Annotated in this window: 13 protein-coding genes; 7 read left to right on the top strand and 6 right to left on the bottom strand. The window is 63.3% G+C overall.

Annotated features, from left to right (window positions below):
* Positions 1-58 precede the first annotated feature (58 nt).
* Entirely contained in the window at positions 59-685 is a 627-nt protein-coding gene (locus tag LMTR21_RS30580; protein WP_246174486.1) for an SDR family oxidoreductase, read from the bottom strand.
* Between the two features lie 78 nt (positions 686-763).
* Between LMTR21_RS30580 and LMTR21_RS30575 the strand changes: the two genes are divergently transcribed.
* A complete protein-coding gene (locus tag LMTR21_RS30575) occupies positions 764-1,735 on the top strand; it encodes a LysR family transcriptional regulator (protein ID WP_246174478.1) in 972 nt (323 codons plus the stop codon).
* Between the two features lie 11 nt (positions 1,736-1,746).
* Here LMTR21_RS30575 and LMTR21_RS30570 read toward each other — a convergent pair whose 3' ends face one another.
* A complete protein-coding gene (locus LMTR21_RS30570; protein WP_065755937.1) occupies positions 1,747-2,364 on the bottom strand; it encodes a hypothetical protein in 618 nt (205 codons plus the stop codon).
* Positions 2,365-2,567: 203 nt separating this feature from the next.
* Here LMTR21_RS30570 and LMTR21_RS30565 point away from each other — a divergent pair, with 203 nt between their 5' ends.
* The 4 genes from LMTR21_RS30565 to LMTR21_RS30550 all read left to right on the top strand — a co-directional run bounded on the left by LMTR21_RS30565 (position 2,568) and on the right by LMTR21_RS30550 (position 7,549).
* Complete coding sequence (locus LMTR21_RS30565) at positions 2,568-3,257, top strand: TetR/AcrR family transcriptional regulator (RefSeq protein ID WP_065755936.1); 690 nt, start codon at positions 2,568-2,570, stop codon at positions 3,255-3,257.
* Between the two features lie 209 nt (positions 3,258-3,466).
* Positions 3,467-5,176 carry a sulfatase-like hydrolase/transferase gene (locus LMTR21_RS30560; protein ID WP_065755935.1) on the top strand — a complete coding sequence of 570 codons (1,710 nt, stop codon included), beginning with the start codon at positions 3,467-3,469 and terminating at the stop codon, positions 5,174-5,176.
* Positions 5,177-5,181: 5 nt separating this feature from the next.
* Complete coding sequence (locus LMTR21_RS30555; RefSeq protein WP_084030932.1) at positions 5,182-6,936, top strand: sulfatase-like hydrolase/transferase; 1,755 nt, start codon at positions 5,182-5,184, stop codon at positions 6,934-6,936.
* A 91-nt stretch (positions 6,937-7,027) separates the two neighbouring features.
* Complete coding sequence (locus LMTR21_RS30550; RefSeq protein WP_187399238.1) at positions 7,028-7,549, top strand: REP-associated tyrosine transposase; 522 nt, start codon at positions 7,028-7,030, stop codon at positions 7,547-7,549.
* 97 nt (positions 7,550-7,646) lie between these two features.
* Here LMTR21_RS30550 and LMTR21_RS30545 read toward each other — a convergent pair whose 3' ends face one another.
* Positions 7,647-9,206, bottom strand: coding sequence for an ABC transporter permease/substrate-binding protein (locus LMTR21_RS30545; RefSeq protein WP_065755933.1), 1,560 nt, complete (start codon positions 9,204-9,206; stop codon positions 7,647-7,649).
* On the bottom strand, positions 9,203-9,988 hold the full coding sequence (locus LMTR21_RS30540; protein WP_065755932.1) for an ATP-binding cassette domain-containing protein: 786 nt from the start codon (positions 9,986-9,988) through the stop codon (positions 9,203-9,205). Before LMTR21_RS30540 ends, LMTR21_RS30545 begins: the two co-directional genes overlap by 4 nt.
* Before the next feature lie 126 nt (positions 9,989-10,114).
* On the opposite strand from LMTR21_RS30540, the gene LMTR21_RS30535 reads away from it, so the two are divergent.
* Complete coding sequence (locus LMTR21_RS30535) at positions 10,115-10,942, top strand: ABC transporter ATP-binding protein (RefSeq protein WP_065755931.1); 828 nt, start codon at positions 10,115-10,117, stop codon at positions 10,940-10,942.
* Complete coding sequence (locus LMTR21_RS30530) at positions 10,942-11,730, top strand: ABC transporter permease (protein WP_065755930.1); 789 nt, start codon at positions 10,942-10,944, stop codon at positions 11,728-11,730. Before LMTR21_RS30535 ends, LMTR21_RS30530 begins: the two co-directional genes overlap by 1 nt.
* 116 nt (positions 11,731-11,846) lie before the next feature.
* Here the strand turns inward: LMTR21_RS30530 and LMTR21_RS30525 are convergent, their stop codons facing one another.
* Positions 11,847-12,308 carry an OsmC family protein gene (locus LMTR21_RS30525; protein ID WP_141688596.1) on the bottom strand — a complete coding sequence of 154 codons (462 nt, stop codon included), beginning with the start codon at positions 12,306-12,308 and terminating at the stop codon, positions 11,847-11,849.
* 128 nt (positions 12,309-12,436) lie between these two features.
* Complete coding sequence (locus LMTR21_RS30520; protein ID WP_065755928.1) at positions 12,437-12,886, bottom strand: cupin domain-containing protein; 450 nt, start codon at positions 12,884-12,886, stop codon at positions 12,437-12,439.
* Positions 12,887-13,080: the final 194 nt, after the last annotated feature.

Here is a 13,080-nt window from a genome sequence, read left to right as displayed (position 1 = left end):
AGGCCGGCAGTCGGCCTGCTGCGGTCGGTGTTGGCGATCGATGGGATCGGTTCGCCGTTCAGACGTTGGCCGGACTGTAGGTTGCTTCGGCGGTCCAGGCGTCCCGCGGCTGGCTGTAAAGGCGCCAGAAGTGCTCGGCGACCGATGCGGCTTCCTTTGAATCCGGCGACACGAACGCAGCGACCGTCACCGTCGCGACGTGGATTCCCTTTTCCCGGAAGGGCTCGAAGAGCCCAAGCGCCAACGCACGGATGCCGGCCTTGCCGATGCTGAGCGACAGATAGTCCGGGCTGGGAGCAAGCGCGAAGCCGCCTCCCGTCAACAAGATCGCACCGGACTTCTGCTCTTCCATCTTCGGAGCGACGGCCTGAGCAGCAACGAGGGCGCCGCCGATGTTCGCGGCCAGATCGCCATTGAAGGTGTCGCGCGGCTGCTCCGCGAGGGTCGCCTTGCGCATGGCGGCAGCGTTGTAGTGCAAGACGTCGATGGAGCCGTGCTGCTTTTCGACTTCCGCGACCAGTTTGGCGACGCTCTCCGGATTGCTCGAATCCACCGTTCGAACTTCGGCCCTGTACCCTTTCGACTTGAGCTTGTCGGCTAACTGCTCGGTTCTGGCCGCGTTCCGGGCGGCCAAAATCAATTGGAATCCCTCCCTGGCGAACCGCTCGGCGGTCGCGAAGCCCATGCCTGGGCCGGCTCCGATGCTGAGAAATGTCTTCATGGCGTGTTTCCCTTCGACCTTTCGATGCGCCCGATGTAGAACGTGCAGGCCGTGCCGATAATCGGGTTCGACGGCATTAAACTCGTGCAAATCATGCAGGAATTGTCGGAGCATGGATCACTGGAGGAACTGACAGCCTTCGTTGCCGTCGGCGAGGCTGGCAACTTCGCTGGCGCTGCGAAGCAGATCGGACGCGACGCATCGGTGATCTCCCGGCGCGTCAGCCAGCTTGAGCAGCGGCTTGGCGTCCGGCTGCTCTCGCGCACGACGCGGCGCGTGTCGCTCACCGAAGTCGGCGCTCTCTACTTCAGGCGGGTTCAGGCTCTTCTGGGCGAGCTTGTGAGTGCCACCACCGAGGCAAGCGATTTCGCGGCGAGTCCTCAAGGCGTTTTGAAGATATCGCTGCCGGTCACCTTTGGGCGGCATTGGATTGCCCCGTCCTTCGCGCCGTTCCTGGCACAACATCCGCAGATCCGGATCGATGCTCACTTCACCGACCGGATCGTGGACGTCGTCGCGGACGGGTTTGACGTGGCAATCCGCGTCGGAGTGCTAAGCGACAGTTCGTTGACGGCAAAGCGCATGGCTTCCTACAGGAACATCTTGATAGCCGCGCCGAGCTACCTCGAGGCCCACGGTCGGCCGCGTACGCCGGCCGATTTGAAGGACCATGCCTGTCTGGGATTTCCGAGCCATCCCTATTGGCCGGACTGGATGCTGACCAGAGAAGGACAGCGCAAGACCGTACGTCCGAACTGCAACCTCGTTGCCGATAATTCGGAGGTTATCTTCATGGCCGCCCTTGAAGGCGCCGGTATTGCTTTGTTGCCCGATTGGCTCGTTGGTCCATCGGTGAAGGCGCGCAAACTTGTTCAAGTGCTTCCCGGATGGACCGGAAGAGGTGAAGGCGGGGTCTACGCCGTCTTGCCGCCGGGCCGTCTCGTGCCGACGAAGACCCGCTTGTTCGTCGATGCTATTTCAGCATCCATCAAAGCAGGATGGCAGCGGCATTAGGGTTGCTTCGATCATCCCGCCCGCGCCGGAGCCTGCGCACGCGGCGCCATCGCAATCATCCGCAGCGCGAACACGGCGACGAGCGGAATCAGGAACAGCGCGTAGGGCGGCATGTCCGGGATCCGCTTGCCGAACGACACCATGAACTGGAACAGCAGATAATAGCCGCCGGCGAGATGCAGCCGGCGCCAGGCGCGCGCGCCGATCGCGGACGCGGTGCGGTCGAATGAGGTTGCGGTCATGGCGATGATGAAGGCGTAGCCGATGCCGCCGAAGATGTAGGAGGCGATCGAGGTCGCGGCTGCGTAACCGACCGGGTCCATCACCGCGAAGGCCAGGATGGCGGCCGCGTGGATGGCGTGCGAGGCGGCAAAGGTGACGCCGAGATAGCGGCGGTTGCGGCGCAGCCATCGCGTCGATGCGTTCGGCCATAGCCGTGCCAGCGCCGCACCCGCGAAGGCGAGGCAGAACAGCAGCAGCGAAGTCCGCGCGGTGAAGCGGATCACCATGCGCACGCCCTCGACCTCGAATGCGCGCATGCCGGCGATCCAGATGCTGAGAGCCAGCAGGGTCAGCGAGAGCAGGGCGAACAGCCGCCAGCCATCGAACCAGTTTTGACGCGTCGCCATATGTCGTCCCCCTGATGTCTACGCCGTCATTGCGAGCGCAGCGAAGCAATCCATGTCGCCGCGGAAAGAAAGAGTGGATTGCTTCGCTGCGCTCGGAATGATGCGGATGGTAATGTAATCATCAGTTACATACGTTGCGCGGATCTGGTCAATTGGTGTAATCAGCGCTTACATTCACAAGCTGGTGATGCTAGGAGAAGGCCATGCGCCCCGCCGCCAAATCTCCCGCTGTGAAATCATCCACCGCCAAACTCCGCCGTCGCGCAGCCCGGGCGCCTGCGCCCAAGCCCTATCACCACGGCGACCTCCGGCGGGTCCTGATCGATGCCGCGCTGCAATTGGTCGGCGAGGGCGGCGCGGAGGCGGTCAGCGTCCGGGAGGCTGCCCGCCGCGCCGGCGTCTCGCCGGGGGCGCCGTTCCGGCATTTTCCGAGCCGCGATGCGCTGATGCAGGCGGTGGCGGAAGAGGCGCAGCGGCGGTTCCGCGCAGAGATCGAGGCCGCGCTGGCCGGGGCGCCGGGCGGCGATCCGCTCGGGCGCTTTCGCTGCCTCGGGCTTGCTTATCTCCGCTGGGCGATGCGCAACCCGACCCATTTCGAGATCATTTCCAGCCGCCGTTTTTTCGACCATGACCGGGCGGTCACCATCTCCAGCGACAATGCCGAACTGATCGGGCTGACCGAGCGGACGCTGGCGGACGCGTTTGCAGCAGGCCAGCTCCGTACCCCCGACCTCAAGCAGGTCCAGATCGCCGGACGGGCGCTGGTCTATGGCTTTGCCCGGATGAATATCGACGGCCATTTCCCGCGTTGGGGCGTCGGCGCCGCCGAGGCCGAACGGACCGCCGAGGCGATCCTCGATCTCTTCATCGAGGGCATTGCACGACGCGGATGAAGTCATTCCGGGTTCGCTTCGAACCATCCCGGAATGACTACCTCGCCGTATTCACCACTGCGTCGTCGATCGGGGGCAAATTCATTGCGCGTTCATGACGATTCCACTACGTTTTTGTGACGCGACGCAGGTTCCGGCTGGGTCGTGCGTCTCCTGGCACGTCGCCAGCCAAGGCTTTGCATTGCGCCGGGTGATGTTGCGTACCTCCGATGGCGCCCGCGCCAAATTCAGGGCCTTCCGCCACCACACTTGCCGCCGGCCTTGCCGCGATCGGCTTTTGGCGCCTTTCGGCCGTTGCTGCGCCGCACATGGCGGCGCTGGCGATCCTGCTGCACACCGAAGCCGATTTTGGCGGCCGCCTGGGTTTTGCGCTGGCCTGGGGGATTCTGAATTTCTTCTTTATTGCACTGCTGCGGCGCCCGGCGCTGTCGGGCGCCTTGTCGCTGACGCTGGTCGTGCTGCTGGTGCTGCTGTCGCGGCTCAAGCACGACGTCGTGCAGATGACCGCGAACTTCGTCGACCTGATGGTGATCGACCGCGACACCGCGGCCTACCTGTTCACGATCTTCCCGAATCTGCGCTGGAGCGTGGTCGGCGCATCCCTCGTCATCCTGCCGCTGATGTATGCGCTGTGGTGGCTCGATCCGTTCCGCATCCGCCGCCTGCCGGCGGTAGCAGGCCTTTTGGCCGGTCTCGCCGCGCTGACCGGCTATTCCATTGCCTGGCCCGATGAGGCCTGGCACGGCTATTACGACGACGGCTACCTCTCCAAATTCGCCCGCTCGGGCGTGACGGCGGTTTCCGACTTCGCCAATTACGGCTTCATGGAATCGGACGCGGTGGTCGCCGAACGCTTGAAGGTGCCGCTGGAGGATTCCTGTCAGGCGGCCGGGCGCCGCCCGCACATCATCATGATCCATGACGAGTCGAGCTTCGACATCCGTCAAGCCAATGGCGTCAAGGTGCCGCCGGGCTATGGCAGCCACTTCAAGTCGTTCGACGGCCGCGAGCGCAAGTTCATGGCCGAGAGCAGCGGCGGCGCAAGCTGGATGGCCGAATACAACGTGTTGGCCGGCCTGTCGTCGCGCTCGTTCGGCCGCTTCTCCTATTTCGTCACCCGCATCGCCTCGGGCCGCGTCGAGCGCGGACTGCCGCTGGCGCTACGCCGCTGCGGGTACAGCACCCTCTCGCTCTATCCGGCCTATGGCGCCTTCATGGGCGCGCGCGGATTCCAGACCTCCACCGGCATCCAGCACTTCTATGATGCGCGCGACCTCGGCGCGAAGGGCATCGAACCGGACAGCTTCTTCTACGACAAGGCGGTGCAACTCATTGCCGAGCAGCCGGCCAACACGCCGCTGTTCACCTTCGTCTATCTCGCCGCCAATCATTTCCCCTGGGAAACCAAATTCCGTCCCGACCTGCTGCCCTCCTGGCGCAAGCCGGGCAACGAGCCCGTGGTCGATGAATATCTGCGCCGCCAGACCATGAGCGCCAACGATTACGCGGGCTTCGTCGCCAGCCTGAAGAAGAAGTTCCCGGCGCAGCCGTTCCTGATCGTGCGCTACGGCGACCACCAGCCGGAGTTTTCCTCGAACCTGCTGGACCCCGGTCTGGATGAAGCCAAGGTCGTCCGCAAGTTCGATACCTACGACCCGCGCTACTTCACCACCTACTACGCGATCGACGCCATCAATTTCGAGCCGGTGAAGAGCCCCGCGGTCATGGACAAGATCGACGCAGCCTATCTGCCGCTGGTGATCCAGGAGGCTGCCGGCATTCCGCTCGACCCGTCGTTCGAGGAACAGAAGAACATCATGCTCCGTTGCAAGGGAGTATTTTACGCCTGCAAGGACGGCGCCGAAGCGCGCAGGTTCAACCGGTTATTGATCGAGGCAGGTTTTATAAAAGGGCTTTAGAGAGCATGTCAGCCGTTGCGGAACCCGGAAGGAGCGAACGCTCGCGCGCAGATGAGCGCGGCGTCCGGTTCTTTGCGCTGGCAGGCCTGGTCGCGGCGATCCATTTGGCCGCGCTCGCGGTCCTCCTGACCACCGAATACGGGCCGTTCGCGATCACGCTGTCCGTTCTGGCATGGGTGTTCGTGAACTGCTTCCTCTTGGTCGTGCTGCAGCGTCCCGGCGTCAGCGCCGCGCTGGCGCTGGCCTTCATCGTGATCCTGATCGTGTTGTCGCACTTCAAATTCGGCATCCTGCAGCTGACGCTGACGTTCCTCGACTTCCTGATCATCGACCGCGATACGTTTTCGTTTCTGCTCTCGGTGTTTCCGCGCTTGCAGATGCAGTTGATCGTGGCAGGTCTCGTCGCGGTTCCGCTGTTGTGGCTGATCTGGCGCTTCGATCCGTTCCGTGTGCGCCGCCGCGCTGCACTGACGGGCGTGGCGGCGTCGGCCGCGCTGATCGCGGCGATGTCGGTCGCATCGCCCGAGCAGGCATGGGAGCCGTTCCAGGGCGTCAATCATATTTCCAATCTGGCGCGCTCGGGCGTGGTGGCCGTGTCGCGGCTGGCTTCGACCGGCTGGATCGAGGCCGATCCGCCGGCGGATCGCCCGCTGCGCCTGGGCTCGGAAGCGTACGCCGCACGTCCTGTGATGCTGCCGCCTGCCACGGCCTGCGATCCGGCGGCCAAGCGGCCGCACATCATTCTGCTGCTCGATGAGTCCAGTTTTGACGTCACCTCGGCCCCCGGCATCAAGGTGCCGGTGGGCTATACCGATTTCTTCAAGTCGGTCGACGGCAAGCGCCGGACCATGATCGCGGAGTCGACCGGCGGCCCGACGTGGTACACTGAGTTCAACGTGCTGACCGGCCTGTCGGCGCGCTCGTTCGGCGATCTGAAGTTTTATGTCACGCGGATCACCGCCGGCCGCGTGACACGCGGGTTGCCGCAGGCGCTGCAGAATTGCGGCTACAAGACCATCTCGCTTTATCCGACCTATGGCGATTTCCTCAGCGCGCGCGCCTTCCAGAAGGGCACCGGCGTCGACCGCTTCATCGACATGGCCGAGATGGGCGTGAACGAGGATATGCAGCCCGACACCTTCTATTACGATCAGGCCCTGAAGGCGTTTGCGCGCGAGCAGCCGTCACAATCGCCGGTGTTCATGTTCGTCTACCTCACCGCCAATCATTTTCCCTGGACCGACGTCTACCGGTCCGACCTGACGCCTCCGGGCTGGACGCCACCCGGCAACACCGCCGAGGTCGACGAGTACATCCGCCGCCAGACCATGACGGCCAACGACTATCGCGCATTCACCGAGCGGCTGAAGCGCGATTACCCGGACGAACAGTTCCTCGTACTGCGCTTCGGCGATCACCAGCCGGCGATTTCGCAAAAAATGCTCGAGCCCGGGATCGATCGGAAATCGCTGGCGAAGCGCCTGATGGCGACCGACCCGCGTTATTATTCCACCTACTACGCCATCGACGGCATCAACTATTCGCCCGCCAATCTGTCGTCCGCGCTCGAAACCCTCGATGCGGCCTACATCCCCCTCGTGCTGCAGGAAGCCGCCGGCATCCCGCTCGATCCGACATTCGCGGAGCAGAAGAGCATCATGCTCCGCTGCAAGGGCGCATTCTATACCTGCAAGAAAGGCGCGGAGGCACGGAGATTCAACCGGATGCTGATCGACGTCGGGATGATCAAGGGGCTGTAGCTCTCTCCGTTATTGCGAGATCTCGTAGGGTGGGCAAAGCGAAGCGTGCCCACCATCTTTCAAACTACGTCAGGTTGCGGTATGGTATTTCATGCCGCGATATGTTCGTGCCAAGGGCAGCATCTTCTTCTTCACCGTCGTCCTCGCGCAGCGACCGAGCGCGTTATTGGTTGAAGAAGTCGATCGCCTAAGGCGCATCTATCAGACCGTTCAACGACAACACCCATTTGAAACAATCGCGATCTGTGTCCTACCGGATCATATTCACGCGCTTTGGGCATTGCCGGACGGCGGCGCAGATTTTTCTACGCGGTGGAGCCTTATAAAGAGTGGATTTTCGCGCGGCCTCGACGCTCAAGCCAGATCAAAGAGTAAGGTCGCCAAACGAGAAAAAGGCATCTGGCAGCGCCGTTACTGGGAACATGCAATTCGAGATGACGAAGATTTCGAACGTCATGTCGATTACATTCATTTCAACCCGGTGAAGCATGGGTATGTCACGCGCGTATCCGATTGGCCGCATAGCAGTTTCCACCGTTATGTAGATCGAGGAGTGCTCGCCGAGGATTGGGGTGGCGATCTGCACGACATCAAGGGGGCATTCGGCGAATAGAATGGTGGGCACGCTTCGCTTTGCCCACCCTACGGCCTGCGGCACGATGGATTGCTTCGCTACGCTCGCAATGACGGGGAGGGGCCGTCGGCACACCTCACTTCTTCCCCACCTTCTCCCACAGCCACTGCGCGACCGCATCCGCCGAACTCGCCGCATCGTTACCGGCCGCGCGCAAATTCGCCTCGCGCATCGTCGCGATGTCGATCTTGCCGAGCAGTGGCGCAAGCGCTTTCTGCAAGCCGTCGTCATCGGCGCGCTTCGGCGCCAGCAGCACGATGGCGTCATAGGGCGGGATCGCGTGCCTGACGTCGCCAAGCGTGACCAGGTCGTATTTCGCGATCAGTCCGTCGCTGGTGTAGCCGGCGATGACGTCGACCTCGCCGGAGGCGACCGCCGCATACATGAAGTCCGGCTGCATCTGTCGTTGCCCGCGGAACGAGAGCCCGTAAGTCTTGCGCAGCGCCGTCCATTCGGGCCGCGAGAAGAATTCATAGTCGCCGGCGATCGTCATGTTGGCCGCGCGCGAGGCGAGGTCGGCGATGGTGCGGATGCCGAGTTGTTCGGCGCGCTTGCGCGGCATCACCAGCGCATAGGCGTTCTCGAAGCCGAGTTCGCCCAGGAGCGTGATGTTCTGCCTTGCGAGCAGCATCTTCAGTTCAGCCACCAGCTCCTGGCGCGGCCTGATATCGTTGCGCTGGAACTGGTTGGCCCACAGCGTGCCTGAATAATCGACATAGACGTCGATATCGCCAGCCTTCAGCGCCTCGAAGATCACGCTGGAGCCGAGACCTTCGCGCGTCGTCGCGGAGAGCCCGGCCGCCTTCAGCCGCTGCCCGATCAACGCGGAGAGCACATATTGCTCGGTAAAGGTCTTGGCGCCGACGACGTAGCCCGTTTGCGGGCGTGTCATCGCCGGCGCCAGCGTAGCGACGACCAGCACCGCGATCCCGGCGCCGCCGAGCGCAGCGCGCAGACGGCTGCGGTTACGCAATCCGCTTTCGATCAACGCCAGCAATTGATCCACCGCCAGCGCCAGCACGGCGGCGGCAACGCAGCCGAACAGCACGAACACCCAGTTCTGGGTCTGCAGCCCTGCAAAGATGTAATTGCCAAGGCTGGTCTGGCCGATTGGCGTCGACAGCGTTGCGGTGCCGATCACCCAGACCGCCGCAGTGCGGATGCCCGCCATCATCACCGGCAGCGCCAGCGGCAGTTCCACCGTGAACAGCGATTGTCGCGGCGTCATGCCGACACCCTGCGCCGCCTCAAGAATCGCGGCATCGACGCCCTGCAGGCCAGTGATGGTGTTGCGCAGCACCGGCAGCATCGAATAGAGCGCCAGCGCCAGCACCGCGGGCAAAAATCCGAACGCGGAAAAGCCGACGCCGAACCATGACAGCGACAGCGCCGCGAGCGCCAGCAGCAGCGGATAGAACAGTGCGAGCAACGCCAGCCCCGGCACCGTCTGCACGATGCTGGCGATTCCCAGCAGCGCGCCGCGCAGCACCGGCCGGTGGCGCGAAAGAATCGCGAGCGGCAGGCTGACGATCAATCCCAGCGCCAGCGCGGCGAGGCTGACCCGGACGTGGCTGCCGAGATAGTCGGGCAGGTGGCCCCATGCTTCCGCCAGGCGCGGATCTGCTGACATGTTCATGCCGCACCGTCCTGCGGCAGCAGCGCACCCAGTCGCTCGGCCTGTCGCCGTGGTGTGCGCAGGAGTTCGCCGACATAGGGATCGTTGGAGGCGGACAACTCGGCTGGCGTGCCTTGTGCCAGCAGTTTCCCACCGCGCATGACCGCGATGCGGTCGGCGAGCAGGATCGCTTCCGTCATGTCATGGGTGATCATGACCGTGGTCAGGCCGAGCTTGCGATGCAACTCGCGAAAATCCTCGCCGAGCGCGTCGCGGGTGAGTGGATCGAGCGCGCCGAACGGCTCGTCCATCAGCACGATGCGCGGCCTTGCGGCGAGCGCCCGCGCCACGCCGACGCGCTGGCGCTGGCCGCCGGAAAGTTCGTGCGGCAGGCGGTCGCGATATGGCGCGCGATCGAGCCTGACAAGATCGAGCAGTTCATCCACCCGCGCGGAAATTTCCGCAGGCGGCGTGCCCAGAAGTTTTGGGGTGATACCCACATTGCCGGCGACGGTGAGATGCGGAAACAGCCCGCCGCTCTGGAACACATAACCGATCCGCCGCCGCAACAGGATCGGATCGACGTTGCGCACATCCTCGCCTTCTACCGTGATGGTGCCGGTATCCGCCTCGATCAGCCGGTTGGCGAGCCGCAGCAGCGTGGTCTTGCCCGAACCGGAGCCGCCGACAATGGCGAGGAACTCACCCTCGGCGACATCGAGCGAGACATCGTCGACGGCGACGACGCGGCCGCCATCGAATGTTTTTCCGACATTTCCGTAGGCGATCAGAGGAGGGTTCATGCGGTCTCGAATTCTTCACCCTCCCCTGGAGGGGGAGGGTAAGAGACCAACTACCACGTCATGACGCCGCGTTGAACTTATCCCGCGTAACCGCTAAGGCATCCCTCCAAAGATTTGGGGAGAAATATGGCAGATACCGCACAGCCGGCCGCGGTCGCGCTTGACGATGCGACGGTGGCGTTTCGCGTGGCCGGGGATCGCGTCTATACGGCGGTGGAACGGGCCAGCCTGAACGTGGCCCATGGCGAATTCGTCGCCATCGTGGGCCCGACCGGATGCGGGAAATCGACGCTGCTCAACGTCGCGGCCGGGCTGCTGAAGCCGGCGGCGGGATCGGTGAGGATCTTCGGCCAGCCGCTGGCCGGCCTCAACCGCGACGCCGGCTATCTCTTCCAGGCGGACGCGCTGTTTCCCTGGAAGACCGCGATCGACAATGTCGCGATCGGGCTGGAGATCAAGGGCGCGCCGCGCGAGCAGGCGCTGCAGCGGGCGCAGGGCTGGCTTACCTCGGTGGGGCTTGGCGCTTTCGCCAACCGCTATCCGCACATGCTGTCCGGCGGCCAGCGCAAGCGCGTCGGCCTGGCGCAGGTGCTGATCCGTGATCCCAAAATCCTCCTGATGGACGAGCCGTTCGGTCCCTTGGATGCGCAGACCCGGCAGATCATGGGCAATCTGCTGCTCGAATTGTGGAACGCCGACCGCAAGGCGGTGCTGTTCGTCACCCACGATCTCGAAGAGGCGATCGCGCTCGCCGACCGCGTCGTCATCATGTCGGCCGGCCCCTCGGCACGCATCATCGGCGACTGGCGGGTGACGCTGCCGCGCCCGCGCGACATCTCGGAAGTGCGAATGGAAAAGCAATTTCACGAACTGCACCGCGAAATCTGGAGCGTGCTGAAGGACGAAGTAATGAAGGGTTATGTACAGTCGACGCAAGCGGCGGAGGCAGGCTGATGTCGCGCCTGACGCTGCTGTCGCTGCAATTGCTGGTCGCGGTCGTTGCGCTCGCGATGTGGCACGTCCTCACCACTGTCCCGCTGTTCGGCCGCATTCTGTTGCCGCCGTTCTTCTTCTCCAACCCGATCGATGTCGGCAGCCAGGTCGTGAAGTGGTTCACGACGGGCGTGATCTGGAAGCACCTTTTTATCACGCTTTGGGAATCGATCCTCGCTTTCGTGATCGGATCGATTGGCGGCGTGCTGGTCGGGTTCTGGTTCGCGCGCAAGCCGCTCGTCGCCGCGGTGTTCGATCCCTATGTCAAGATGATCAACGCGCTGCCGCGCGTGGTGCTGGCGCCGATCTTCGCGTTGTGGCTGGGGCTCGGCATCTGGTCCAAGGTCGCGCTCGGTGTGACGCTGGTGTTCTTCATCGTGTTCTTCAACGTCTATCAGGGTGTCAAGGAAGTCTCGAACACGGTGCTTGATAACGGCCGCATGCTCGGCATGAACGAGCGGCAATTGACGCGCCACGTCTACTGGCCGTCGGCGCTGTCGTGGATGTTCTCGTCGCTGCATACGGCGGTCGGCTTTGCCGTGGTCGGCGCCGTCGTCGGCGAATATCTGGGATCGGCGGCAGGCCTCGGCTACCTGATCCAGCAGGCCGAAGGCGTGTTCGACGTCGCCGCCGTGTTCGCCGGCATGTTCGTGCTCTCAGCCTTCGTCATCCTGATCGACATGGTGGTGACGCTGGTCGAAAAGCGGTTGCTGGTGTGGCGGCCGACGGCGGCGGAGGGCAGGGGGTAGGTCTCTTCGCCATCGCAGGATTCGTAGGGTGGGCAAAGCGAAGCGTGCCCACCATCTGCTGACGCTGGACGGTGGGCACGGCGTGCCCTTGCTCACCCTACGATCCCGGGGGCCGATTAGGTGACGACATCGGATGCCAGCTTAAACTGCGGAGCCAGTATCACGTCAGCGGTGATCGAGTTGGAAATGAAGCAGTTTGCCTTCACCTCGGTCATGATCGTGCGCGCAGCCTCGATATCGGTCTCCGATCTCAAGACCACGATTGGCCGAACGTTGACTTCGACAATCCGATACTTGCCGTCGACGTTTGCCAGCAGGCCTTCTGCGGCGCTTTCGTAGGCCACAAACTCCAGCCTCTTACCTTGGGCGAACGCTACAAACGTCAGCATCATGCAGGCATTCAGCGCGGCGACTAACATTTCTTCGGGAGCCCACACACCCGCCTCTCCCTTGAATTCGGGAGGACTGCCGATCTCGATATCGGGCTTGCCGGGTGCGGATATTCGGCCGCGGCGAGCGGTGTCCCAGATCAGGTTGTTCCGGTACTGAAAGGATTTGTATGTTTTCCCTGTTGGCACGTGATCCTCCACAGAACGTAAGGTGGGCAAGGCGAAGCGCGCCCACCATCGAGACTGCGATGCGGATGGCTGGTGGGCACGGCGCGAAGAGCGCCTTTGCCCACCCTACGATTCTACGACGTGCAGACTCAATTCAGCATCTTCGTATCATCAGGCGCCTGCGGTGGCGTCTTGATCGCGATCGCCTTCAGCGTTCGGCCATCGGGCTTGGTGCCGCCATGCGCGGTGCCTTTCGGGATCACCACGAGGTCGCCCGGCTTCACCCGCACTTCCTTGTCGCCCAGCCAGATGGTGCCGGTGCCGTCGAGGATGTACTGGATCTCGTTGGTGTTGGGATGCATGTGCTTGCCGACATTGCCGTCCTGGATCGAGATGGTCATGCCGTCGGCGGCGACGAACAGTTTTGAGCGCATGCCGGTGCCCGAGGGCATGCCAAGCTTATCGCCTTCGAGTTCGCCGGTATGGATGACCTGCGCGGTGATGTTCTCGGCGGCGATCGCCGGACGCAGCAGATGGGTGACGCTGCAGCCGGCGGCGAAAGCGGCGGCGAGCGATAACACGGTAGCCAGGCGGTTCATTGGATAGTCCTCCCCTGTATTGTTTGTTGTGAAGCTATGCTATTCCGCCGGTCGTCAACTGACCAGCACCCCACCGATGTCATTCCGGGGCAATGCGAAGCATCGAACTCAGGGGCGCGCTCGCGCCCCTGAGAATCTCGAGATTCCCCGGGGTGCAATTGCACCCCTGAGGTCTGGTCCTGCGGACCATCCCG

Source organism: Bradyrhizobium paxllaeri (assembly GCF_001693515.2).
Classification (GTDB): domain Bacteria; phylum Pseudomonadota; class Alphaproteobacteria; order Rhizobiales; family Xanthobacteraceae; genus Bradyrhizobium; species Bradyrhizobium paxllaeri.
This window is presented reverse-complemented; position numbering and strand designations above follow the sequence as displayed.